This window comes from Sinomonas sp. ASV486, from assembly GCF_030908215.1.
Taxonomy (GTDB): Bacteria; Actinomycetota; Actinomycetes; order Actinomycetales; family Micrococcaceae; genus Sinomonas; species Sinomonas puerhi.
Map to the genome: position 1 here is coordinate 44,751 of NZ_JAVFJK010000008.1, position 23,141 is coordinate 67,891.

The following is a 23,141-nucleotide window of genomic DNA, read 5'->3' on the forward strand; positions in this document are numbered from 1 at the left end:
CTGGGGTCCGTGGATGGGCTGCCTGGCGCCGCGCGCGGCTAGGCGCCGGCCTTGTACCCGACGCCGCGCACGGTCAGGACGATCTCGGGTGCCTCGGGATCGCGCTCGATCTTGGAGCGCAGGCGCTGCACATGGACATTCACGAGGCGCGTGTCCGCGGCGTGCCGGTAGCCCCACACCTGCTCGAGGAGGAGCTCGCGCGTGAACACCTGCCACGGCTTGCGGGCGAGGGCCACGAGCAGGTCGAACTCGAGGGGCGTGAGGGAAACGTGCTCGTCCGAGCGCTTGACCGTGTGGCCGGCAACGTCGATGGTGACCTCCCCGACCCGCAGGGTCTCGGGCGCCTTGGTCTCGCCCGGGCGCAGGCGCGCCCGGACCCGCGCGACGAGCTCGGCCGGCTTGAAGGGCTTCGGCACGTAGTCGTCGGCACCCGACTCGAGCCCGCGGACCACGTCGGAAGTGTCCGACTTGGCGGTGAGCATGACGATCGGGACGTCGGACTCCGAACGGATCTGCCGGCACACTTCGATCCCGTCGAGTCCGGGGAGCATGAGGTCCAGCAGGACCAGATCCGGCTTCTGCGCACGGAACACGTCGGGCGCCTGGGCGCCGTCCGCGCAAAAGACCGGGTCGAAACCGTCGTTACGCAGGACGATGCCGATCATCTCGGCCAGTGCCTCATCGTCGTCGACGACCAGAATGCGTGCCTTCATACCTTCCACTCTCCCCCAAGTACCGGTCTACCGCGTGCATCCGACGTCTACTGCGCGCCGGGCGTGCGTCTGATCCATTCTAGTCGTCGGGTGGACGGCCCCGGGGCAGCATCCAGCCGCGTCCCAGCCTCCCGGGCTATCATCCGGGCGTGCCGCCCCTCTCCACCGTCTTCGCCTCTGCCACCATCGATCCCGCCGCGCTCGCGCTCGGTCTGGCCGCCGCGGTGCTGTACGGGGTCGGGCTCGTGCGGGCCCGCCGGGCAGGGGTCCGCTGGCCCCTGTGGCGGGTGCTGTGCTTCTACGTCCTCGGCCTCGTGCCGTACCTCGTGCTCGCGTGCGGCTTCGCCGGGGCCCACGGCTCGTCGCTGCGGTGGGCGTTCACACTCAAGGTCTCGCTCATGTTCTTCGTAATTCCGCTCCTCGTGGGACTGGGCCGGCCGCTCGGGCTCGCGCAGGCCGCGCTGGCGGACTCCGGCCGGGCGCGCCTGAACCGGATCATGGCCAGCCGGCCGGTGAAGATCCTCGGGAACTCGTACGTGGCACCGATCGTCGGGCTGATCCTGTTCGGAACCTTCCTCACGCCGCTCTTCCAGGCCTACCGCGCCGATCCGTTCGCGAGCGGGGCGCTGAGCATCATGGCGCCGATCATCGGGCTCATCCTCGCCCTCCCGCTCACCGAGGCCGACTCGTTCGAGCGATCGAGCGCCTTCATCGTGCTCGAGTTCGTCTACGTGTTCATCGAGCTCCTCGCGGATGCGATTCCGGGCATCTTCCTCCGGCTCAGCCCCACGGTGCTCGATGGCGCCACCTCCTGGGCGGCAGGCGTTCCGTCGTGGTTCCCCTCGCCGCTGCGCGACCAGCAGCTGGCCGGCGACCTCCTCTGGTTCATCGCCGAAGCGGTGGACATCCCGGTGATCATCCTCATGTTCGTGCGGTTCTCCCACAGCGACCGGCGCGAGGCACGCTCGTTCGACGAGCTCAGCGACGAGGAGATGGATGCGCTCGCAGAGGAGCATCTGCGGCGGCGTCAGGGCTGAGCTCCCCGACGCGTCCGACCGGGGCTCCGGGTCTCAGCCGAGAGCTATCTGGTTGACTGCGTCCGCAAGCTTGACGGTCCGCGTGAGCCGCGCCGTCGCCTCAGCGGGTGTGAACGCAGCGAGGCTGCCCTCGGGCGTGAGCCGGACGGCGTCGAGCGCGTCGAAGGGCAGGCCGAGCTGCCGCCACGGCCGAACCACGCGCTCGGCGAGGTCCCGCGTGGCGGGAGGCGCACCGCCGTCGTGCGGAAGCGCGCCCAGCCACAGCCGCGAACCCGCCTCGATCGCCTCGGCGAGTTCCTCCCACTGAGGCACGGTCAGGTCCGCGAGGGGCAGCGAGACACCATCCGCGCCGGCGGCGAGAACACCGCCGATCGGTGCCTCCCAGCCCGGCAGATTCACGACGACGGCCTCTGCGTCCGCGCCGTGGAGCGCCGCGACGACGCCTTCCCACGCGGCACGGGCCTCCTCGGCTGGTACCGACCGGAGCGTGCGGTAGCCGCTCGCCGTGGGCAGGAGTCCCGCGAGCACGCGTGCGGCGTCCGGCTCGTCGAGCTGGACCGTGAGGCGCATCCCCGGGACCGCTCGGGCCACGCGGTCGAGGAACGGCACGACGCCGGCCGCGAGGGACTGCGCAAGGTCTCGCCGCGCGCCGTGGTCGGCGAGGATCCGCTCGCCCGAGGGCAGATAGGTGCCCGCCATGAGGCTCAGCGGCCCGAGGATGCGCACGTGGAGTTCCTCCGCGCTGCGTTCCTCGGCGCCCACGAGATCGGCCAGGACATTGAGGTCGGTCGAGAGCGCCGACTCCGCGCGCCGGGCGTCCCTGCCAGGGTGCGGAACGAGGCGCCAGCCGTGCGGCTGGACGTCCGCGTGCAGGTCCGTCAGAAGCGATGCCGTGCGGCCGACCGGGTCGGACCCCACGCCGCGGGCGGGAAGCTCCGCGAGGAACGGAAGATGCGGGGTGCCGAGTTCGCCGCGGATTGCCCTGGCCGCCTCGATCGGATCGGTGCCCGGCCAGTCCCCGAGTGCGGTCGCGGTGACCTGGCCCGTCACGCGCGCGGATCCGGCTGGCGCTCGCTCGGCTCCAGGGGCTGGCCCTCGTTCACGCCCTGGCCGTGGTCCTCGGCGATCGCCTGATGGTGGCGGATAACCTCGCTGATGATGAAGTTGAGGAACTTCTCCGCGAAGGCCGGGTCCAGCTGGGCCTCTTCGGCCAGACGGCGCAGGCGGGCGATCTGGGCGGCCTCGCGATCCGGATCTGCAGGCGGGAGCTGGTGCTTCGCCTTGAGGAAGCCCACGCGCTGGGTCACCTTGAACCGTTCCGCCAAGAGATACACGAGCGTCGCATCGAAGTTGTCGATGCTCGAGCGGATCGAGAGCAGCTCCGCCATCACGGCAGGGTCCACGTGGCCCGTGAGCGAGCTCGCGGTCGGATCGTAGGACGCGGAGGAAGGATGCTCGGTCGTCTCGGCTTCGGTGTCGTGGCGCTGCTCGGTCATGGTGATCAGTCTATGGGCCGGGGATCACGGAGCCCGACCGGGGCCCGACGCGTGACCTCACAGCGCAGGAACGTGACCCCGCAACGCCTTGGGCGATGCGGGGTCATGTCCCAGCGATGCGGGGTCATGTCCCAACGATGCGGGGTCATGTCCCAGCGTTGCGGGGTCATGTCCCAGCGATGCGGGGTCATGTCCCAGCGATGCGGGGTCATGTCCCAGCGTTGCGGGGTCAGAGACCGAGGAGGGCCCGGTGGGCCTTCCTCCGCTCCGCCTGCTCGACCGGGTCCGGGACGGGCAGCGAGGCGATGAGCCGCTTCGTGTAGTCGTCCTGGGGAGACCCCATGACTCGGGTGCCGATCCCCTGTTCGACGAGCCGGCCCTTGTACAGGACGCCCACCCAGTGGCTGAGCTGGTCCACGACCGCGAGGTCGTGGCTGATGAACAGCGCGGCGAACCCGAACTCGGCCTGGATCTCGCGGAACAGCTCGAGGACCTTCGCCTGGACCGAGACGTCGAGGGCCGAGGTGGGCTCGTCGGCGATCAGCAGCTTCGGCCTGAGGGCGAGGGCCCGCGCGAGCGAGGCGCGCTGGCGCTGGCCGCCCGAGAGCTCGTGCGGGTACCGCGCGGCGTAAGAGGAGGGAAGCTGCACGGACTCGAGCAGCTCGCCCACCTTCCGCCGCACCTGCACGGAACCGAGCTCGGTGTGGACCACGAGCGGCTCGGCGACGCACTCGCCGATCGTCAGCTGCGGGTTGAACGACGCCGCCGGGTCCTGGAACACGAACCCGATGTCCTTGCGGACGGGCCGGAAGCTGCGCTCCTTGAACCCGACCATCTCGTGTCCGAGGACCGTGAGGCTCCCGCCCGTGGCCCTGTTGAGACCCGCGATGACGCGGCCGATCGTCGTCTTTCCCGAGCCGGACTCGCCCACGAGGCCGAAGACCTCTCCGGCGGACACGGTGAAGGACACCCCCTGCACGGCGCGGAACGCCGGCGTGCCGAGACGGCCTGGGTACGTGATGTCGAGGCCTTCAGCCCGTACGAGCACCTCGCCCTGGTGCAGCCGCTCGCTCGCGCCTTCGGAGGCCGAGTCGCGCCCGAGATGCGGGACGGCGTCGAGCAGGCGGCGCGTGTAGTCCTCCCGCGGCGAGGCGAACAGCGTCTGCACGGGCGCCTCCTCGACCACCTCGCCCTGGTACATCACCACGACGCGGTCCGCGAGGTCCGCGACCACGCCCATGTTGTGGGTGATGAGCACGATCGAGGTCCCGTAGAGGTCTCTGAGGTCTCGCAGGAGCTCGAGGATCTCGGCCTGGACGGTGACGTCGAGCGCCGTCGTCGGCTCGTCGGCGACGATGAGCTCCGGGTCGAGGGCAAGTGCCGCGGCGATCACCACGCGCTGCTTCTGCCCGCCCGAGAACTGGTGCGGGTAGTAGTCGACGCGCTTCTCGGGGTCCGGGATGCCGACCTTGCGCAGCGCCTCGACGGCCCGCTCCTTCGCCTCCTTGCGCCCGATCTTCCGGCCCTGACGATCATGGTGCGCCCGGATGCCCTCCGCGATCTGCCACCCGACCGTGAAGACGGGATTGAGGGCCGTGGAAGGCTCCTGGAACACCATGGCAACGTCACGTCCGCGCAGCTCGCGCAGCTTGGCTGCGCTGAGCGTCACGACGTTGTGCCCGTTGATCACGACGGCGCCGGAGCTCGTGGCCGTCTCGGGCAGGAGGCCCAGAATGGTCTTGGCCGTCACCGTCTTGCCGGACCCAGATTCGCCGACGACGGCGACCACCTCGCCTGCGCGGACGTCGAGGCTCACACCGCGCACCGCCTTGACGTCTCCGGAATCGGTCGCGAAGGTAACCTCGAGGTCATCGATGTCCAAGACCGTGGCCTTCGGCCCCGGGGCACCCGCGGGTGTCACGTTGAGCTGCTCGGTCATGCTGCGTCTCCTTCCGGGCTGGCCGGTGCTGTCGCGGCACCCTTGGGCGCGCTCTTCTTGCCACGGGTGCGGATCCGCGCGTCGGCGAGGTCATTCATGCTCTCGCCAACCAAGGTCAAGCCCAGCACCGTGAGGACGATCGCGAGGCCCGGGAAGACTCCGGTCCACCAGATGCCCGCGGTCGCGTCACTCTGTGCCTTGTTGAGGTCGAAGCCCCACTCGGCGGCGCTCGTGGGTTCGATGCCGAAGCCGAGGAAGCCGAGACCGGCGAGCGTCAGGATCGCCTCCGAGGCGTTGAGCGTGAAGATGAGCGGGATGCTGCGGGTGGCATTGCGGAAGATGTGGCGCCCCATGACGCGCCACGTCGATGCGCCGATGACCTTCGCTGACTCGACGAACGGCTCGGCCTTGAGGCGGATCGCCTCGGCGCGCACCACGCGGAAGTACTGCGGGATGAAGACCACCGTGATGGAGATGGCCGCCGCCAGGATTCCTCCCCACAGGTTCGACTGGCCGTGGCTGATGACGATCGACATGACGATCGCCACGAGCAGAGACGGGAACGCGTAGACGGCATCCGCGATGACCACGAGGATCCGGTCGAGCCAGCCTCCGAGGTAACCGGAGACGAGTCCGAGGGCCACGCCGATGAAGATCGACAGGATCACGGCCACGAAGATCACAAGGATCGCGGTCTGGGCTCCCCAGACGACCCGGGAGAACACGTCGAAGCCGCCGACGGTCGTACCCCAGAGGTGCTTCGCCCCCGGGGGATCCTGGGTCGGGAAATTCCCGTCAGCGTCCCCGATCTGCGAGAAGCCGAAGGGGGCAATCAGGGGGGCGAAGATCGCGAGAAGGACGAAGATCCCGGTCAGGACGAGGCCCGCCACGAGCATGGCACGCTGGACGCCGACGCTCGTGCGGACTTGCGCAACGATCGGGAGCCGGGTCCAGAGCGGATCCCTGCGCTCGATCTGTGGAAGCGGCTGGGCGCTGGACGGAGTGGACATCAGTACCTCACCCTCGGATCGATCAGCGCGGCGACGACGTCCACAATGAAGTTCGTCAGGGCGACAATGACGGCCAAGAGCACCACGATCCCCTGCACCGCCACGAAGTCGCGCGCACTGAGGTACTGCGCCAGCTGGAAGCCGAGGCCCTTCCACTCGAAGGTGGTCTCCGTGAGCACGGCACCGCCCAGAAGGAGGGCAATCTGCAGGCCCATGACCGTGATGATGGGGATGAGTGCCGGCTTGTACGCATGCTTCGTCACGAGCCGGAACTCGCTCACGCCGCGCGAGCGCCCCGCCTCGATGTAGTCCTTGCCGAGCGTGCCGATGAGGTTGGTCCGCACGAGCCTCAGGAAGACGCCGGCGGTGAGGAGGCCGAGGGCGAGCGCGGGGAGGATCGCATGCGACTCGACATCCCAGAAAGCGGCCATGTCACCGCTGCGGAGTGCGTCGAGCCAGTAGATGCCCGTCGGTGCGGACAGCTGCGTGAGGGCAAGCTCAGTCGCCGTCGTTGCGCGCCCGGCCACGGGGGTCCACTCGAGCCATACCGCGAAGATGAGCTTGAGCAGAAGGCCGGCGAAGAATACCGGCGTGGCGTAGGAGAGGATCGCGAACACCCGCAGACCGGCGTCGGCCCCCTTGTCCCGGCGGTGGGCCGCGATCATCCCGAGGGGGATCCCGATGACGAGCGCGACCACGATGGCATTGACGGCAAGTTCGAGCGTCGCGGTGCCGAAGGTCGCGAGCATCTCGGTCACAGCCCGGTTGTCCGAGATGGTCCGGCCGAAATTGCCGGTGAAGATCTGGCCGAGGTATTCGACGTACTGGATGAGGATCGGCCGGTCGTAACCGGCCTGATGGATCCGCTCCTGGAGCTGGTCGGCCGGGAGGCGACCACCCAGGGCGGCCGTGATCGGGTCACCGGTGATCCTCATGAGGAAGAAGACCATCGTCACGAGGATGAGGATCGTAGGGATGATGAGCAGGAATCGGATGATCAGGTAGGTCAGGAGCCCGCCGCCGTTGGATTTCGCGGCGGGCGCGGGAACGCCCGCAGCTTCGGGGGGCGCCTCTGTCAGTGCAGTCATGATGGTGTTCCTTCGCACCGCAGCGGCGGGATGCGATCCGCATCCCGCCGCTGTTCGGTCTAGCTGTTGTCCGTGTCGGCTACTTGCTCAGAACGCCGAGGCGGAACTTGAACGACGGGTCAAGGGTCGAGTCGACGCCCTTGACCGATGCGCCGGCCACGGCGACCTGCGACCCCTGGAGCAGCGGCAGGGTCGAAAGATCCTTGGCCACGGCATCCTGGACATCGCCGATCTGCTTCTCGCGGGCAGACTTGTCCGGGTTCGTCGCTTCCTTGGTGATGAGGTCCTGGACCGTCGGGTTGTCGTAATGGTTCTTGAGGAAGCTGTTCTTCGTGAAGAACGGCGTCAGGTAGTTGTCCGGATCGGAGAAGTCCGGGAACCATCCGAGCTGGTACATCGGGTAGGCGTCCTTGGCCCGGTCCTTGGAGTAGGTGACCCACTCGGTCGACTGCAGGTTGACCTTGAAGAGGCCGCCGCTTTCGAGCTGCTGCTTGACGAGGGCGTACTCATCGCCGGAGGACTTCCCGTAGTGGTCGGGGTTGTACTGGAGGTTGAGCGTCAACGGACCAGTGACCCCGGCAGCGGAAAGTGCCTGCTTGGCCTTGTCGAGGCTCGGCTTGCCCGAACCGTCGCCGTACATCGACTTGAGCGGCGTCGTGGCACCGGGGAAGCCGTCTGGGACGTACGAGTAGAGCGGCGTGTACGTGCCCTTGTAGACCTGAGTCGCAATGGCCTCGCGGTCCACGAGGTCCGCCATGGCCTGGCGCACGGCGAGGGCCTTCTTGGCATCTGCCTCAGGCGTCTTGGCGCCGAACGGCATCGTGTCGAAGTTGAAGACGATGTATCGGATCTCGCCGCCTGGGCCCTTGTAGACCTTGACCTTGGAATCCTTCGACAGATTGTCGACATCGGTCGCCGGCAGCGAGCGCCAGGCAACGTCGATGTTGCTCTGCTGCACATCGAGCTTGAGGTTGTTCGAGTCGGAGTAGTACTTGAGGTTGACGGTATCGGTCTTGGGGGCTCCGAGCAGGCCCTTGTAGTCCGGGTTCGCCTTGAAGGAGACGAGCTGGTTCTTCTGGTACGAGGAGATCGTGAACGGGCCGGCGAAGGCCTTCTTCGCGATGATGTCCTCGTCGTTCATGACCTTGTCCGCCGGGAAGACGTTGTGGTCCACGATCGGTCCAACGGGGCCGGTCAGTACCTGCGGGAAGGTCTGGTCATTGCCCTGCTTGAGGTGGAACACAACCGTGGTTGCGTCCTTCGCCTCGGTGCTGTCGAGGTTGTCGAGGAGGGACGCCGGACCGTTGGGGTCGTTGATCTTGACCTGGCGGTCGAAGGAGAACTTCACATCGGCGGAATCAAGCGAGTCGCCGTTGGCCCACTTGAGTCCGCTCTTGAGCTTGACCGTGTACTCGGTCGGCGACGTGAAGGAGGCCGACTCGGCGATGTCCGGCTGCGGTTCCGCACTGCCCGGCTTTGAGTTGAGGAGGAACGGGTAGATCTGGTTCATGACCATGAACGATCCGTTGTCGTAGGACCCCGCCGGGTCGAGGAACGTGACCTTGTCGGTGGTACCGACGGTCACGGGGCCCCCTCCGCCAGCCGAGCCGCTGGAGGATGATCCCCCGGACGGTCCGGTGCACGCCGTCAGAGCGAGCATGGAGACGCCGGCGAGCGCGATAGCGCTCCGCACGGCAGTTCTGGTCTTAGACATCAATGGCCTTTTCTTGTCGAATCGTGGCCGTGCCCGCGCGCGTTCGGCGCACCGAACGTGACTCAGGGCACAGACTGATGTCTCGATTCAATCACCCTTGACTCGAAATGAAGGACATCCTTGATGTATCGAGACCGAACGGTGACCTTTGCCCCCTCATCCACGAGGCGAGAAGGATCGGCACACGGAGGGCGCGGACGACGGCGGCACTCACCGCGCGCCGTCGTCCGCACCGCCGCGAGGTGTGCTCCGCGCGGCGACTGCCTACTTGAAGGACACGCGATCCCAGCTCAGGATCGGCTGGTCCTTGCCGGCCGAGCCGTTCCCGGCCACGTCGACGCGCAGGTAGTTTGTGGCCTTGGCGGAGCCATCGATCGTGATCCGCTGGAGGTTGTGGGCAGACCCGGTCACGCCGTACTTCGAGAGCCATGGGGATCCGACGGCCAGCGGGCGGTCGGCGTTGTAGACGTGGCTGTCCCCGTTGAACAGGTAGACGTCGCCGCTGAACGCGCTGGCCTCGTCGATGAGCGTCTGGACGATCGGGGTGAAGGCGCTGATGTCCGTCCACGGCACGTTGTAGGTCGGATCGAACATGTCGGCCTGCTGCAGCACGACAACCGTACGGTCGTTCCGCTGGCGGGCTTCGGCGAACGTCTTCTTGATCTCAACGATCACGGCGTCCGTGCGGTGCTGGACCTCCGCAACCTGCTCGGGGGTCGGCGCGGTCTTGCCGAGACCAGTCCACGGGAGCATCGAGTTGTTGCTTCCGGGCACGTTGACGGCCGCAAACGCGACCCGGTTGCGCGTGAACGCAACATCCTCGGGGATACCGAGGTCAGCCTGGCTCGTCACGGGCATCGTCGCGCCGAGGGTCTTGCCGGGCTCGTCGAAGAAGACCTCGCGCAGCCTGGCGAGCCGCTCGAGCGGGTTGTAGGCGCCGTTGCTGGTGCGGTGGCAGTCCGTCCACTCGTTATCGCCGATCGTGTAGATCAGCGGGTGTGTGAACTGGTCGAAGTCGGCGCGAATGGTGTCGAAGTACTCGTTCGAGCACTTGTCTGAGCCGTTCTTGATGTCGCCCACGTGGACCACGAAGTCCAAGGACTTGTCGGCGTTGAGCTGTGCCACGTGGGAGGGGAACGCGGCGAGGGCGCCGGCACCGTACGGCGTGTCACCGATGACCGCGAAGCTGAAGGCGTCCTTGGCTGCCTGCGCGGCATGCTGCGGAGAGGGCTGGGGAGCAGGTGAGGCAGTCGCAGCGGCAGTCGTGGCGACCGCCGCGGTGAGGGCAAGCGCGGCCGATACGGCGGCGATTCGTGCGCGGCGCTGGGAGGCAGGCATGGATCCTTCTTCCTGATGGCTTCCTACGAACGTTCCTGCGACTAGCAGGGACACGGGCAGGCTAGCCGCGGGTCACGCATGCTGGGAAAAGGCTAGATGTACGCTGGGAAAACTCTGTCAATCAGCCGCATGCGTGAGCCCAGGCCTGGGGGCGACGCGCCCCGATGGGCGCCGCGGTCGGGGTTAGAGCGCCGCGCGGTCGAGTGATCGTGCCGCATCGATGGTCGCCTGCCCGAGTACGCGCGTGCCCTGGTAGAGCACCACGGTCTGCCCGGGGGCGACCCCGCGGAGGGGAGTATCGAGCGTGACGACCAGGACGGCGTCGTGCATGCCTGCGCTGTGCGGGTCCGCGTTGTGCAGGTCCGCGTCGTGCGGATCCGCGTCGTGCGGATCCGCGTCGTGCGTGTTCGCGTTGTGCGTGCCCGCGAACGTGAGCCGCGCACGCGCGGGCACCGGGTCCCCGTGGGCTCGGACCTGTGCCGTACAGGCGAACTCCTCGCCGGACTCGGCCGACGCGACCGGCACGCCCGCCCACGAGACACGGATGCCTCGGATCTCGCTGACTGCGAGGAGCCGCTCGGGACCCACAACCACGGTGTTGTCCTTGGGCCGGACCTCGAGGACGAAGCGGGGCTTCCCGTCCGGAGCCGGGTGGCCGAGCCGCAGACCCCTGCGCTGGCCCACCGTGAAGGCATTCGCACCGGCGTGCTCCCCGACCGTGGCTCCAGTCTCGTCGACGATGTTCCCGGGCTCCATCTCGATGCGCTCGGCGAGCCAGCCCCGCGTGTCGCCGTCGGCGATGAAGCAGATGTCGTGGCTGTCCGGCTTCTTCGCGACCGACAGGCCGCGGCGTTCTGCCTCTGCCCGGACCTCAGCTTTGGACGGCGTGTCCGCGAGCGGGAAAAGGCAGTGCTCGAGCTGCTCGCGAGTCAGGACGCCCAGGACGTAGGACTGGTCCTTGGCCCAGTCGGCGGCGCGGTGCAGCTCGGGGTTGCCGTCGGCATCGCGGATGACCTTCGCGTAGTGGCCCGTGCAGACCGCGTCGAAACCGAGCGCAAGTGCCTTCTCGAGGAGTGCTGCGAACTTGATGCGCTCATTGCAGCGCATGCACGGATTCGGGGTCCGCCCCGCGGCGTACTCGGCCACGAAGTCATCCACGACATCAGCCTTGAACCGCTCCGAGAAGTCCCACACGTAGAACGGAATGCCGAGCTTGTCGCACGCGCGCCACGCGTCGTTCGAATCCTCGATGGTGCAGCATCCGCGGCTCCCGGTGCGAAGCGTGCCGGGCATGCGGTTGAGCGCAAGGTGGACGCCGACGACGTCGTGCCCGGCCTCCACAGCGCGGGCAGCGGCGACGGCGGAATCCACTCCCCCGCTCATGGCTGCCAGAACTCGCACCGGTCTATTCTAGCGTCGAGGGGGCCCTGCGCCGCGCTGGGCACTGTCGAGGGGAGTGCACATGGAGCAGCCGATTCTCATCGCCGGAGGCGGTCTGGCCGCGGGAAGTGCCGCCAAGACGCTTCGCCAGGAAGGCTACGACGGGCCCATTCGCGTCGTCGCAGCCGAGCACCGAACGCCGTACCTCCGCCCGCCGCTGTCGAAGGAATTCCTCAAGGGGACGGGGTCGGAGGCCGACCTCGAGGTCAATCCGCCCGGCTGGTATGCGGAGCACGATGTCGAGGTGCTCCTCGGTGAACGGGCCGAGCAGGTCATCCCTGCCACGCACATGCTCCGCCTGGAGAGTGACGCGCTCCTGCCGTACTCGAAGCTCCTCATCGCGACCGGAGCGCAGCCGAGGGTCCTCGACCTTCCCGGCGCGCATCTCGAGGGGATCCACTCCCTGCGACGCTTCGAGGACTCCCTCGGGCTGCGCACCGAGCTCTCCGGCGGCGGCCGCCACGTGGTGATCGTGGGCACAGGTTGGATCGGATTCGAAGTCGCCGCCGCGGCCCGCGAGTACGGGAACGACGTCACTGTTCTCGGACGGCGCACGACCGTACTCCGGCAGCTGGAGCCGGCACTGGCCGAGGTGTTCCGCCGCAACCTCGAAGCGGAGGGGACGCGGTTCCGCCTCGGCGCGCATCCGGTGGAGTTCGTCGCGGGCCTGAGCGAGGAGGGCGTGGCCGGCATCGTCCTCAACACGGGCGAGCGCATCGCTGCCGATCTCGTCGTCGTGGCCGCGGGCGTCGAACCTGACACCGCGCTCGCCGAAGGCACCCGGATGGCCGTGCGCAACGGGATCGTCACGGACGCATCCCTCCGCACGGGGGTGGCCAACGTCTTCGCTGCCGGCGACGTCGCGAGTTCACTCCAGCCGTTCACCGGTGAGCATGTCCGCAGCGAGCACTGGTCCAACGCGCTCAACAGCGGCAAGGTCGCGGCGAAGGCGATGCTGGGCCAGGAGGCTCAGCTGGACATCGCCCCGTACTTCTACACCGATCAGGCAGGGCTGAGCATGGAGTACTCAGGGTACTGGCAGCTCGTCCGCGGCGCTCAGCTCGTGCTGCGGGGCTCGATCGATACGGTGGAGGCCGCCAAGGATGGCTTCGTGGCGCTCTGGGTCCGCGGAGGCGCGGTGGTGGGCGGCATGAACGTCAACACATCGCGGCAGCAGAAGGCCATCAAGGCTCTCATCGCCTCCCGCGCAACCGTGGATCTCGCGCGACTCGGCGATCCGGCAGTCCCGCTCGCGGAGCTCGCGGGCATCTGACCGCAACCGTGACGCGGGGTCACCTCCCGACTACCCGGGGTCACCTCCCGACTACCCGGGGTCACCTCCCGACTACCCGGGGTCACCTCCCGACTACCCGGGGTCACCTCCCGACTACCCGGGGTCACCTCCCGACTACCCGGGGTCACCTCCCGGGGATGCGGGGTCAGGCGCCAGTCAGCCGCGCGCGCGAGTGCTTGCCGTCTCGATGCGGCTCGCGTGCCCTGCCATCCCGGCCGCACGGGCCTGCGCCACGGCGGGTCCAATCGTGGCGACGAGCGCGTCGACATCGGCTTCCGTCGTGCTCCAGCCGAGGCTGAAGCGCTGGGAACCGCGCGCCTCGTCTTCCGTCCGGCCCATCGCAAGAAGCACGTGGGAGGGGCGCGGGACTCCGGCCGTGCAGGCCGATCCCGTCGACGTCTCGAGTCCCGCCATGTCCAGGAGGAACAGGAGCGAATCCCCCTCGCACCCGAGGAATGTCGCGTGGGCAATGCCCGGGAGCCTCTCGGGCGTTTCTCCCCTCGCGGTCGGCCCGCTCACGACGGCGGCGGGCACCTCCCGCTCGATGCCCGCCAGGAGCCTGTCCCGAAGCCCGGCGAGACGGCGCGATTCGTCCGGAAGGTGCGTGACGGCGTCGTGCGCCGCGACCGCGAAGGCCGCGGCACCGGCGGCGTCGAGCGTGCCCGAGCGCAGCCCGCGCTGTTGGCCGCCGCCATGGAGGACGGGCGTGAGCACGATGTCACGCCGCACTACGAGGCCGCCGATGCCTACTGGCGCGCCCACCTTGTGCCCGCTCACGGCCATGGTCGCGAGCCCTGACGCCGCGAAGTCCACCGGAACGTGGCCAAACGCCTGGACTGCGTCAGAGTGCACCGGGATCCCGAACTCGGCCGCGGCCGCGACGGCCTCAGCCACCGGCTGCACGGTACCGATCTCGTTGTTGGCCCACATGAGGGCCACGAGCGCCACGCCCCCGGGATCGCGGGCAATCTCGGCGCGGAGGGCGTCGATGCTCGTCGTTCCTGCGGCGTCGCAGGGAAGCCAGACGACCTCGGCGCCCTCGTGATTCTCGAGCCATTCGACGGTGTCTCCGACGGCATGGTGCTCGACACTCGAGCACAGGATCCGTGTGCGCCGCGGATCTTCGGCGTGGCGGGACCAGTACAGGCCCTTCACGGCCAGGTTGTCTGCCTCCGTGCCCCCGGACGTTAAGACGATCTCCGTTGGGTGTGCGCCGAGGTCCTGCGCGAGAGACTCGCGGGCGTCCTCGAGGACGCGGCGCGCGGACTGTCCGGCGGCGTGGAGCGAGGAAGGATTGCCGCCCCTTGCGATCTGCTCGGTGTAGGCCGCGAGGGCGGCGGGGGTCACGGGCGTCGTGGCGGCGTGGTCAAGGTAGACGGGCACCCTTCAACTGTAGGCGCCAGGGCCGCCCCTACTCCCCGGGCGCCCGCTCGGTCGGTCCTTGGCTCAGGCCTCCCGCGGGACGATCCTTGCGCAGCACGCATGCTGGCCGTCCCCCGGTTCGACGGGCTCGACGCGTCGGCTCGCGTCCCCGCAGCCGTCGAGGGCCCCTACGAGGAGGGCGCCGTTGAGGCTGCACACCACGCCGCGGTACCCGCGGGAGAGGCGGTGGAAGGGGCAGTTGCCGAGATCGATGGCCCCGTCGGCTCCGCGGACTGGCTCGTAGCCCGTGGCGTCGAGGACGGCTTCGATGCTCCCATGCTCTCCGCCGAGGGCCGTGCCACGCTCGTAGCCGACGGCGGCGATCGCGTCAGCCATGGGCCCGCCGTCCGCGATGGTCCGTTCAGCCGCCGCGGCGAGCAGCTCCCCCGCGAGCTCATAGGAGCGCTCGGGGACCGCCGCGACCACCTCCGTGAGGACGGTCTCGTAGAACTTCGACGGCCTCCCCGAGCCCGGCCCGCGGCGGCTGGACGGCTTGGCGAAGACAGCTGCCAGCACGCCGTCGTCCACGAGCCGGTCGAGGTGCGCGGCGGCCGCAGCTCGGGAGATCCCCGTGACGTCCGCGGCCTCGTCCCGGCCCACTGGGCGACCCGCGCCGCGCACATACAGGTACAGCGCACGACGCCGGTCCTCGCCGAGGGAGGCGAGGGCACCGAGGCGTTCGCGCCACGTGGGAGCCGAATTGGCGGTCATGGATCAAGTCTAGATCCAAAATGCCAATCTGTTGTTTTAGACATGGCGCGGTTCTAAAATCGGAAATGTCAGCTTTGGAAGGAGCTCGTCATGTCAGCCACCTCAGCACACCACGGCAGGATTCATACCTCCTCCGGCGCGCGCAGCGGCGCCCGAGCGCTCACCCCCGCCGATCAGGCGTTCTACCTGCTGCGGACCCTCTATATCGTGGCCCCGATCCTCTTCGGCCTCGACAAGTTCTTCAACGTCCTCACGTATTGGCCCAACTATCTCGCCCCTGTAGCGACCCAGGTTGTCCCCCTGAGCCCGCAGTCATTCATGTACATAGTGGGCGTCGTCGAGATCATCGCCGGGCTCCTCGTCGCATGGAAGCCGCGGTGGGGGTCACTCGTCGTCGCGCTGTGGCTGCTCGGCATCATCGTGAACCTGCTCGTGCTCGGGCACGGATTCGACGTCGCGCTGCGCGACTTCGGCCTCCTCGTCGGGGCGCTCGCGCTCAACCGGCTCACCGCCCGCAGGGCCTAACCGGTCCGAAACGTGACCCCGCATCGGAGGAACGTGACCCCGCATCCTCGTCCCAAGGATCCGGGGTCACGTCCCAAGGATCCGGGGTCACGTCCCTAGCAGGTCGGCTCAAGCCCGCCGGGCGCCGCGAGGACCGCGAGAGAGCGAGGCACCACGCTGATCGTCACCGGAACGTCGGTGACCCGCTCGCCGTCCGCATAGACGACGACGCCAGGCCCGCCGATGGACACGCTGCGCACGGTTGAGAGTTCGACGGCCGGATGCCCCACGTGTTCGCCCCGGAACACCTTCGGGAACACCGCGAGGAACGCCGGGATGGACAGCGGCCGGACCACAAAGAGGTCAAGGAGCCCGTCGTCGGCCCGCGCGCCCGGCGCGATCCGCATGCCACCGCCGAGCGAGGGTCCGTTCGCCACCGAGACGAGCATGGCGCGCTGCCGCCGGCCGACGCCGTCCACCGTGAGCTCGAACGGAATCGGGCGGAAGGAGACGAGCTCCCGCAGGACGGCGAGCGTGTACCGGGATTGGCCCCGAGGCCACCGCCACGTATTGGCGCGTTCGTTGACCCGCGCGTCGAAGCCCGCCGAGGCCACCGCCACGTAGTGCCGCTGGCCGTCCGGCCAGTCGATGCGCCCGAGATCGAGGAGGCGGGGCGCGCCGTCGAGCGCGGCGAGGACCGCCGAGACGGCGCCCGCGACCGAGTCGAGCGGAACGCCGAGGAGCCGTGCGACGTCGTTCCCGGTCCCGGCCGGGACCACACCCAAGGGAACACCCGTTCCCGCGAGCACGTTCGCCACGAGGTTCACGGCACCGTCACCGCCCACGACGACCACCGCGTCAGGCCCGGACAGGTCCGCGGCGACGGCCGCGGCAAGCTCCAAGGCAGTCTCCCTCCGCAGCTCGGTCACGGCGGCGCCTCGGGCGCGGAATAGCGTAGCGGCCTCGCGGGCACGGGCGTCGCCGAGTCCCGCGTGTGCGGCCGGGTTCACGGCAAGGGTGAGGCGGGCCGGTCGGTCAAGGGGCATGCGCAGGATTATCTCAGGCGCCGCAGGGGTGGGCGCGCAACGGACGGTCAGCGCACACTCCTACGATGGACCCATGCCCGTGCACGTCCCTTCCCACTACGAGGTGCTCGGCGTGCCCGTCACCGCGAACGAGAGCGAGATCCGGCGCGCATACCGCCGGGCAGCCCGCGCCCACCACCCCGACCACGGAGGCGACGTCGTCGAGTTCCGCCGGGTGACCCTCGCGTTCGAGGTCCTCTCCGATCCGAAGGCCCGCGCCGCCTACGATCGCAGCTACTTCACCTCGGCGCCGCAGCGCGAGTCGCCGCAGCCCGGCAGCGCGGCGCCGACGGGCGCAGGCACCTTCACAGCGCGGGCCGCGCCGCGCAGCGGCGGGCAGCGGAACCTCGCCGGCGAGCCGGCCGTCTATGTCCCGCCGTTTGCGCCGGGCAGCGTGCCGCTCCTGCCGGCCGAGATTGCGGCGCGGGCCGAGCATGGGGTCCCCCGCCGCCGCGGGCTGTTCGGAGCCGACGCGAGGATCCAGCGCGAACAGCGGACCGCGGCGCTCATCCGCCGCCGCGTACTGACGGCGATCCCCTCCGCGCGGCTCTTGAACGGCCTCCGCTCTCCCGCAGACTCGACCCACATCGCCCACGCTGTCCTCGCCGGGTACCGGCTCGCCCTCGTGGACTCGATGCTGGTCCCGCGCGGCAACTACGCGTGGGACGGCGAGCACCTGATCCACGGCAGCCGGGTCGTGGCACCGCCGCGGCTGGCCGACCAGGTCCGGTACTTCCAGAACCTGTTCCCCGAGCTCAATGTTCAGGGCTACATCCTGGTCCAGACCCCGGACGAGGCGCTCCACGAGCCCGTCATCGACGTCCGCCGCGGAGCCGAAGGGCTCATCGAGCCCCTCAACGCCGCCAAGTTCCTGCGCGAGCTCACGTTCTTCCTCTCCTCCGGGCCGCAGCCGAACGTCGTGTTTATCCCTGCCCTCGCGCGCCTGCTCACGGGCCTCCACTGACTTTCGCTGACAGGGCGCACGGCTGGGCCCTTCGGCGGCCGACGAAACCGGACCGACCGGTGACCGTAGGATGGAGGGCGTGTTCCGCATCCTCTTCTACACGCCCGAAATCCCCGGCAATACGGGCAACGCGATCCGACTCTCGGCGGTGACGGGCTGCGAGCTGCACCTCGTCGAGCCCCTCGGGTTCAACTTCGAGGACGCTAACCTGCGCCGGGCGGGCCTCGACTACCATGACCTCGCGGTCATGACAGTCCATAAGACGCTCGACGACGCGTTCGCCGCCCTGCTGCCCGCGCGCGTCTTCGCGTTCACGTCCCATGGCGACACGCCGTTCGCGGACGTGGCCTACGCGCCCGGAGACGTCCTCTTCTTCGGGCCCGAGTCCGTCGGCCTGCCCCAGGACGTCCTCGACGACGAGCGGATCACGGCACGGGTGCGCCTCCCGATGCTGCCGTCCCGCCGCTCACTCAATCTCGCCAACTCCGCCTCGATCGCGGTCTACGAGGCCTGGCGGCAGAACGGGTACGCGGGCGCGCAGATCTAGTCACCCTGCCGGTTACGAGGCCGCTCAGCCACCGCACCCGACCGCCGCACCCGACCTCTCAGAAGCCCGCGATCGTCTCCGGGTTGTTGACCGAGACGATGTGGAACTCCTCGGCCGACGCCCCGGAGACCAGCCCGCCGTCGTGCGCCGAGGCCCGCATACGCAGACGCACCGACTCCTCCATCGCCGCGACGTCGGGATGCTGGCTGATGTGCACGTGGAGGGCGGCGATCTTCGTGTCGACGAAGGCCGTCATGTCCGAGTAGTAGTTGGTACGGTCCTTGGGTCCCGCATACAGCCACAGCCAGGGGAGGCGGTACGCGTCGAGCCCGGCCTCAGCGAGCTCGGGGTACGCGAAGGGGTTCTCCACCGCCGGGTACATGGCCCGGGTCACCGCCTCGCCGCACGCGAGGTGGTCCGGGTGCGACTTCTGGATCCGGTCCCAGTTCCGCTCGGGGTGCATCGCGATGACGACGTCGGGCCGCACGCGGCGCACGAGCTCGACGACGTCACGCATCACCTCGTGCGAGGGCTCGAGGTACCCGTCGCGGTAGCCCAGGAAGTGCACGTCCGTGACACCGACGAGGGCCGCGGCGCCGCGCTGCTCCTCGTGGCGCATCGCGACGATGCTCGCCCGGTGCGCGGGGTCGAAGCCACCGGCGTCCCCGTCGGTCATGATGCAGTAGTGGACCTCGACACCTGCTGCGGTCCATGCGGCTACGGTGCCCGAGACCCCGAAGTCGAGGTCGTCCGGGTGGGCTCCGAACGCGACGACCCGCCGCACCTGGTGCTTCGCCGGATCGAAGGGAGCGTCCGGCATCAGCCGCGGCGCCGCGTGATCTCGGCGGCTGCCTGGGGCAGGACCTTGAACACGTCGCCCACCACGCCGAAGTCGGCGATCTCGAAGATCGGCGAGTCGGGGTCCGAGTTGACAGCGACGATGACCTTCGAGGTCTGCATTCCCGCCCTGTGCTGGATCGCCCCCGAGATCCCTGCTGCGACGTAGAGCTGCGGCGAGACCGTCTTGCCCGTCTGGCCGACCTGGAGGTCGTGGCTGACCCAGCCAGCGTCGGCAGCGGCGCGCGAGGCCCCGACTGCCGCACCGAGCACGTCGGCGAGTTCCTCGACGGGGCCGAAGTCGCCGTCCGTGCCACGGCCGCCGGAGACGACGATGTTCGCCTCCGTGAGCTCGGGACGGCCCGAGGCCGGCTTGTCCGTGCGGGCGACGACGCGAGCGGCCCGGGCCAGGGAAGCCTCGGGCACGGCGACGGCCGTGATGGTTGCCAAGCCGGGGGCATCGGCCGGAGCGGCCTCGACGCTGTTCGGCTTGAGCGTGAGGATCGCGACCGGGCTCGTCGCGCGGGCCCGGACCTGATACGAGCCGGCCAGGACGGACTTGTGCGCCGTCCCGTCCGTCTCGAGCCCCACGACATCCGTCACGACGCCAGCGCCGAGCCGCACACCGAGGCGTCCTGCAGCCTCCCTGCCCTCGGACGAGTTGTCGAGCACGATGACGCCGAACGCAGCGTGCCCGCCGCCATCCGCACCCGCGGCCGAGACAACGTCCGCGAGCCACGCGGCGGTCGGGCCCACGAGGTACGCGGAGAGGTCAGCGCCTTCAGGCGTGTACACGGCTGCGACGCCGTTCTCGGCGAGCTGCGCCCGGGCGCCCTCGGAGACGGGGGCCGTGGACGCGGCGGAGACGGTGCCGAGGAGCCGGCCAGCCGCGAGGAGCTCGAGCTGAGCCTTCGTAAGGGACTCTCCCGCGCCGCCCGGGCCACCGCTCAGAACAACGAGGACGTTCGCCGCGCCGGCGGCATTCTCTGCAGTCATTGTCTGTATCTCCCTCAGATGAGCTTCTGCGCGGCCAGGAAGTCGACGAGCTTGACCCCGGCGTCACCCTCGTCGGTGATGATGGTGCCAGCGCCACGCGCCGGGCGCGGCTGTGCCGATTCGACGGCGGTGAGGGAGCCCGCGGCCCCGACCTGGTCGGCTTCGAGTCCCAGATCGCCAAGCGACAGGGTCGCGATCTTCTTCTTCTTGGCGGCGAGGATTCCCTTGAAGTTCGGGTAGCGCGGCTCATTCGCCTGATCGGTCACCGAGATGAGCGCCGGAAGCTCGGCCTCGACGGTCTCGGCTACACCGTCACCATCGCGCTGGATCCGGGCCGTGCTGCCGGAGATCTCGAGGGATGAGGCGAACGTCAGCTGCGGCAGGTCGAGTCGCTCGGCAAGCTGTGCTGGGACCAGAGAGGTCTCGCCGTCGGTCGAGGCCATGCCGGTCAGGACGATGTCGACATCGCCGAGGCTGCGGATGGCTTCGGCGAGCGCGAGGGACGTCGCCGACGCGTCTGAGCCGGCGAGCGCCTCGTCGCTGACGTGGACGCCCGAGCTCGCACCGATCTGGAGCGCCTTCTTGAGGGCGTTTGCAGCGTCCGGGCCGCCCATGGTCAGGGCAACGACCTCGTTGCCGCCCTTGTCGCCGCCCCTGGCATCCGTGAGCTGCAGTGCAGCCTCGAGGGCGTACTCGTCCAGCTCGGAGAGGATGCTCTCGGAACGGTCGAGGGGGCCCTGTGCGCCGAGGTGACGGTCGAATTGAGCATCAGGGACGTGCTTGACCAGCACGACGATCTTGAGGGTGTCTCCCACAGTCCATGGCCTTCCATACTCGCGTACGCGCCACGGGCGGGGGCCGTCCGCGGCAGGTGCCGCCCGGGGGCGTTCGGGCGCGCATTCGCGGCCGGCGGCACGCATCCGGGCACGCCCTAGCTAATCACACGGTGCGCCGGGCGCGCTTCCCCTGCCGCCCAGATCTTTCGTTGTCCGACGCATGGCTTCACGTTGGGCGCCGCCAGGGCGCGCACACGTACGACGGCGCGCCCCGGCCGGGTGCCGGAACGCGCCGTCGTACGTGGTTCGGGAAGGAAGGCGAACGTGGGCGCTCTGCTGCGCTGTCTCGGCTGTCCTACTGCGCAGTGCCGACCGTGACGTCGACGTCCTTCGACTGGCCGTTGCGCTGAATGGTGGCCTTGACCGTGCTGCCGGGCGCCTGCTGGTGCACCGCCGCCGTCAGCTCCGAAGCATCGGTGATCGTGAGTCCGGCAAACTGGGTGACGACGTCGCCCTGCTTGATTCCGGCCTTGTCAGCAGCTGAACCCGAGGTCACCGAGGCCACCTGTGCGCCGGTCGAGAAGGACGAGCCCGAACCGTTCGCGCTGTAGTCCTGCACCGACACGCCGAGCTGGCCGTGGGTGGCCTTGCCGGTGGCGATGATCTCGTCCGCGATGCGGTGGGCATAGGTCGCAGGGATGCTGAAGCCGACGCCGATATTACCCGAAGACGACGAGCTCGAGGAGCTCTGGCCCGTCGAGGCGATCGCCACGTTGATGCCGATCAGCTGGCCCTGGCTGTTCACGAGTGCGCCGCCCGAGTTTCCCGGGTTGATCGGGGCGTCAGTCTGGAGGACGTTGAGGCTCACCGTGCTCTGCGCCGTCTGGCGCTGGGTGTTGCCCTGCCCCGGAGGAGCGAACTGGAAGCCCTGCCCGCCGCCGTTGCCCTGCGAGCTGTCGCCGCCTTGCGGTGCGGCCGAGGATGCGACCGAGATCGTGCGGTTGAGCGTCGAGACGATGCCGTCCGTGACGGTGTTCTCGAGGCCCAGCGGGGCACCGATCGCGATCGCGGCGTCCCCGACGTTGATCTTGCCCGAATCGCCGAACGTGATCGGGGTCAGGTTCGCGCCGTCGACCTTCACGACCGCGAGGTCGCTGAGCGGGTCGGTGCCCACAACGGTGCCCTTGTAGACCGCGCCGTTGTTTGCGCGGACCTCGATCGTCGGGTTGGCGACCTGGCCGTCGAGCGTGACCACATGGGTGTTGGTGAGGATGTGGCCCTGGTCATCGAGCACGACTCCTGAGCCGGTGCCCGCGGAGCTGCCCGACGTGACGCCGATCGTGACGACGCTCGGGGACGCCTTCGCGGCGGCGGCCGTGACGGCGTTGACGCTGTCCTGGTTGTTGACGATGACCGGTGACGGGTTCTGTGCCTGCGTCGAGGCGCTCGAGACCCGCGGGGCCCACAGGCCCGAGGTCCCGGCCACGACGCCGCCACCCACGAGGCCAGCCACGAGCATGCCGCCGATGAGCACGCCGGTACCCCAGCGGCCCTTCTGGCCGGTGCGCTGAGCGCCGTTGTTCTGGGTTTCCGGGCGGAAGAACGAGCTTCCCTGCTGCGGAGCCTGCTGGCCGTACTGCGGCGCCCCGTACGGGGGCTGCCCCTGCGATGCGTGCTGGCCGTACTGCGGCTGGCCATACTGCGGCGGCTGCGGCTGGGCCTGATGGCCGTACTGCGGCTGACCATATCCGGGCTGTCCCGGCTGGGGGCTCGGGCCCTGATGCGGGGCCTGCTGGCCGTACTGTGGCGTCCGCTGGCCATACTGCGGGGCTGCCTGCGGCTCGGCAGGCGCAGACTGGCCGTAGCCCGGGATCGGCTGCGTGGGCTGGGAGGCAGGCTGCGGCTTCGGCGAAGCAGCCTGCGGCTGCGACGCAGTCCGTGCCTGCTCGCCGGACTGGGCTCCACCGAGCTGGGCCGCATCGTGCTGGGCCGCACCGGACGGTGCTGCATCGGACTGGGCTCCACCGGACTGGGCCGGCGAAACGGTCGGAGACTGGACTGTTCGCCCAGGCTCGTTGGTATCGGGGGCTCCCGCACTGGCGTCTGCCGGACGGGAATCGCTCTCGTTCATCTCTGGTGTCCTTTCCCTGAACTCCTCCCACTATGGTCCCCCAAGCTGTGCTGGGCGCATCTGTTCTCTGGAAGCTTGCTGGGAGTCCGCCGAAAGCGT

General features: G+C 69.2%; 21 protein-coding genes. 5 read left to right on the forward strand and 16 right to left on the reverse strand.

Features of this window, described 5'->3' with window-relative positions:
- Positions 1 to 38: 38 nt before the first annotated feature.
- A complete protein-coding gene (gene mtrA, locus RBS60_RS12450; protein ID WP_307957882.1) occupies positions 39 to 713 on the reverse strand; it encodes an MtrAB system response regulator MtrA in 675 nt (224 codons plus the stop codon).
- 149 nt (positions 714 to 862) lie between these two features.
- On the opposite strand from mtrA, the gene RBS60_RS12455 reads away from it, so the two are divergent.
- Positions 863 to 1,750 carry a cytochrome c oxidase assembly protein gene (locus tag RBS60_RS12455; protein WP_307957883.1) on the forward strand — a complete coding sequence of 296 codons (888 nt, stop codon included), beginning with the start codon at positions 863 to 865 and terminating at the stop codon, positions 1,748 to 1,750.
- 33 nt (positions 1,751 to 1,783) lie between these two features.
- Here the strand turns inward: RBS60_RS12455 and RBS60_RS12460 are convergent, their stop codons facing one another.
- The 8 genes from RBS60_RS12460 to mnmA all read right to left on the reverse strand — a co-directional run bounded on the left by RBS60_RS12460 (position 1,784) and on the right by mnmA (position 11,736).
- The gene (locus tag RBS60_RS12460) at positions 1,784 to 2,800 is read right to left on the reverse strand and encodes a hypothetical protein (protein WP_307957884.1); all 1,017 of its coding nucleotides are present in this window, start codon (positions 2,798 to 2,800) and stop codon (positions 1,784 to 1,786) included.
- On the reverse strand, positions 2,797 to 3,246 hold the full coding sequence (locus RBS60_RS12465) for a chorismate mutase (protein WP_307957885.1): 450 nt from the start codon (positions 3,244 to 3,246) through the stop codon (positions 2,797 to 2,799). The genes RBS60_RS12460 and RBS60_RS12465 overlap by 4 nt, the downstream gene beginning before the upstream one ends.
- A gap of 229 nt (positions 3,247 to 3,475) precedes the next feature.
- A complete protein-coding gene (locus tag RBS60_RS12470; protein WP_307957886.1) occupies positions 3,476 to 5,185 on the reverse strand; it encodes an ABC transporter ATP-binding protein in 1,710 nt (569 codons plus the stop codon).
- A complete protein-coding gene (locus tag RBS60_RS12475) occupies positions 5,182 to 6,195 on the reverse strand; it encodes an ABC transporter permease (protein WP_307957887.1) in 1,014 nt (337 codons plus the stop codon). Before RBS60_RS12475 ends, RBS60_RS12470 begins: the two co-directional genes overlap by 4 nt.
- Positions 6,195 to 7,283 (reverse strand): ABC transporter permease, encoded by a 1,089-nt coding sequence (locus RBS60_RS12480; protein ID WP_307957888.1) that lies wholly within the window; start codon positions 7,281 to 7,283, stop codon positions 6,195 to 6,197. The genes RBS60_RS12475 and RBS60_RS12480 overlap by 1 nt, the downstream gene beginning before the upstream one ends.
- A 79-nt stretch (positions 7,284 to 7,362) precedes the next feature.
- Positions 7,363 to 8,997 (reverse strand): ABC transporter substrate-binding protein, encoded by a 1,635-nt coding sequence (locus RBS60_RS12485; RefSeq protein ID WP_307957889.1) that lies wholly within the window; start codon positions 8,995 to 8,997, stop codon positions 7,363 to 7,365.
- A 264-nt stretch (positions 8,998 to 9,261) separates the two neighbouring features.
- Positions 9,262 to 10,335: a metallophosphoesterase gene (locus RBS60_RS12490; protein ID WP_307957890.1), complete on the reverse strand. Its 1,074-nt coding sequence runs from the start codon at positions 10,333 to 10,335 to the stop codon at positions 9,262 to 9,264.
- A 183-nt stretch (positions 10,336 to 10,518) separates the two neighbouring features.
- Complete coding sequence (mnmA, locus tag RBS60_RS12495) at positions 10,519 to 11,736, reverse strand: tRNA 2-thiouridine(34) synthase MnmA (protein WP_307957891.1); 1,218 nt, start codon at positions 11,734 to 11,736, stop codon at positions 10,519 to 10,521.
- Between the two features lie 61 nt (positions 11,737 to 11,797).
- Here mnmA and RBS60_RS12500 point away from each other — a divergent pair, with 61 nt between their 5' ends.
- Positions 11,798 to 13,048 carry an FAD-dependent oxidoreductase gene (locus RBS60_RS12500; RefSeq protein WP_307957892.1) on the forward strand — a complete coding sequence of 417 codons (1,251 nt, stop codon included), beginning with the start codon at positions 11,798 to 11,800 and terminating at the stop codon, positions 13,046 to 13,048.
- Between the two features lie 177 nt (positions 13,049 to 13,225).
- Here the strand turns inward: RBS60_RS12500 and RBS60_RS12505 are convergent, their stop codons facing one another.
- Entirely contained in the window at positions 13,226 to 14,452 is a 1,227-nt protein-coding gene (locus tag RBS60_RS12505) for a cysteine desulfurase family protein (protein ID WP_307957893.1), read from the reverse strand.
- 63 nt (positions 14,453 to 14,515) lie between these two features.
- Entirely contained in the window at positions 14,516 to 15,202 is a 687-nt protein-coding gene (locus RBS60_RS12510; protein WP_307957894.1) for a transcriptional regulator, read from the reverse strand.
- A gap of 90 nt (positions 15,203 to 15,292) precedes the next feature.
- On the opposite strand from RBS60_RS12510, the gene RBS60_RS12515 reads away from it, so the two are divergent.
- Complete coding sequence (locus RBS60_RS12515) at positions 15,293 to 15,727, forward strand: DoxX family membrane protein (RefSeq protein ID WP_307957895.1); 435 nt, start codon at positions 15,293 to 15,295, stop codon at positions 15,725 to 15,727.
- 95 nt (positions 15,728 to 15,822) lie between these two features.
- On the opposite strand, the gene RBS60_RS12520 is transcribed toward RBS60_RS12515, so the two are convergent.
- Positions 15,823 to 16,752: a diacylglycerol kinase family protein gene (locus RBS60_RS12520; RefSeq protein WP_307957896.1), complete on the reverse strand. Its 930-nt coding sequence runs from the start codon at positions 16,750 to 16,752 to the stop codon at positions 15,823 to 15,825.
- Positions 16,753 to 16,825: 73 nt separating this feature from the next.
- On the opposite strand from RBS60_RS12520, the gene RBS60_RS12525 reads away from it, so the two are divergent.
- Together RBS60_RS12525 and RBS60_RS12530 are read left to right on the forward strand one after the other, a co-directional pair.
- Positions 16,826 to 17,755, forward strand: coding sequence for a DnaJ domain-containing protein (locus RBS60_RS12525; protein ID WP_307957897.1), 930 nt, complete (start codon positions 16,826 to 16,828; stop codon positions 17,753 to 17,755).
- Between the two features lie 79 nt (positions 17,756 to 17,834).
- Positions 17,835 to 18,302 carry a tRNA (cytidine(34)-2'-O)-methyltransferase gene (locus RBS60_RS12530; RefSeq protein ID WP_307957898.1) on the forward strand — a complete coding sequence of 156 codons (468 nt, stop codon included), beginning with the start codon at positions 17,835 to 17,837 and terminating at the stop codon, positions 18,300 to 18,302.
- A gap of 58 nt (positions 18,303 to 18,360) precedes the next feature.
- On the opposite strand, the gene RBS60_RS12535 is transcribed toward RBS60_RS12530, so the two are convergent.
- From RBS60_RS12535 to RBS60_RS12550, 4 genes are all read right to left on the reverse strand, one after another.
- The gene (locus RBS60_RS12535) at positions 18,361 to 19,122 is read right to left on the reverse strand and encodes a PIG-L deacetylase family protein (protein ID WP_307957899.1); all 762 of its coding nucleotides are present in this window, start codon (positions 19,120 to 19,122) and stop codon (positions 18,361 to 18,363) included.
- The gene (locus RBS60_RS12540; RefSeq protein WP_307957900.1) at positions 19,122 to 20,135 is read right to left on the reverse strand and encodes an electron transfer flavoprotein subunit alpha/FixB family protein; all 1,014 of its coding nucleotides are present in this window, start codon (positions 20,133 to 20,135) and stop codon (positions 19,122 to 19,124) included. Before RBS60_RS12540 ends, RBS60_RS12535 begins: the two co-directional genes overlap by 1 nt.
- A gap of 14 nt (positions 20,136 to 20,149) precedes the next feature.
- The gene (locus RBS60_RS12545; RefSeq protein ID WP_307957901.1) at positions 20,150 to 20,950 is read right to left on the reverse strand and encodes an electron transfer flavoprotein subunit beta/FixA family protein; all 801 of its coding nucleotides are present in this window, start codon (positions 20,948 to 20,950) and stop codon (positions 20,150 to 20,152) included.
- Between the two features lie 316 nt (positions 20,951 to 21,266).
- Positions 21,267 to 23,042: a trypsin-like peptidase domain-containing protein gene (locus RBS60_RS12550; protein WP_307957902.1), complete on the reverse strand. Its 1,776-nt coding sequence runs from the start codon at positions 23,040 to 23,042 to the stop codon at positions 21,267 to 21,269.
- Positions 23,043 to 23,141: the final 99 nt, after the last annotated feature.

Bases quoted from the DNA above. Each gene is read 5' to 3' on its own strand.
- mtrA (WP_307957882.1), bottom strand. From the start codon at position 713: ATGAAGGCACGCATTCTGGTCGTCGACGACGATGAGGCACTGGCCGAG.
- RBS60_RS12465 (WP_307957885.1), bottom strand. From the start codon at position 3,246: ATGACCGAGCAGCGCCACGACACCGAAGCCGAGACGACCGAGCATCCT.
- RBS60_RS12470 (WP_307957886.1), bottom strand. From the start codon at position 5,185: ATGACCGAGCAGCTCAACGTGACACCCGCGGGTGCCCCGGGGCCGAAG.
- RBS60_RS12475 (WP_307957887.1), bottom strand. From the start codon at position 6,195: ATGTCCACTCCGTCCAGCGCCCAGCCGCTTCCACAGATCGAGCGCAGG.
- RBS60_RS12480 (WP_307957888.1), bottom strand. From the start codon at position 7,283: ATGACTGCACTGACAGAGGCGCCCCCCGAAGCTGCGGGCGTTCCCGCG.
- RBS60_RS12485 (WP_307957889.1), bottom strand. From the start codon at position 8,997: ATGTCTAAGACCAGAACTGCCGTGCGGAGCGCTATCGCGCTCGCCGGC.
- RBS60_RS12490 (WP_307957890.1), bottom strand. From the start codon at position 10,335: ATGCCTGCCTCCCAGCGCCGCGCACGAATCGCCGCCGTATCGGCCGCG.
- RBS60_RS12500 (WP_307957892.1), top strand. From the start codon at position 11,798: ATGGAGCAGCCGATTCTCATCGCCGGAGGCGGTCTGGCCGCGGGAAGT.
- RBS60_RS12510 (WP_307957894.1), bottom strand. From the start codon at position 15,202: ATGACCGCCAATTCGGCTCCCACGTGGCGCGAACGCCTCGGTGCCCTC.
- RBS60_RS12515 (WP_307957895.1), top strand. From the start codon at position 15,293: ATGTCAGCCACCTCAGCACACCACGGCAGGATTCATACCTCCTCCGGC.
- RBS60_RS12520 (WP_307957896.1), bottom strand. From the start codon at position 16,752: ATGCCCCTTGACCGACCGGCCCGCCTCACCCTTGCCGTGAACCCGGCC.
- RBS60_RS12525 (WP_307957897.1), top strand. From the start codon at position 16,826: ATGCCCGTGCACGTCCCTTCCCACTACGAGGTGCTCGGCGTGCCCGTC.
- RBS60_RS12535 (WP_307957899.1), bottom strand. From the start codon at position 19,122: ATGCCGGACGCTCCCTTCGATCCGGCGAAGCACCAGGTGCGGCGGGTC.
- RBS60_RS12540 (WP_307957900.1), bottom strand. From the start codon at position 20,135: ATGACTGCAGAGAATGCCGCCGGCGCGGCGAACGTCCTCGTTGTTCTG.
- RBS60_RS12550 (WP_307957902.1), bottom strand. From the start codon at position 23,042: ATGAACGAGAGCGATTCCCGTCCGGCAGACGCCAGTGCGGGAGCCCCC.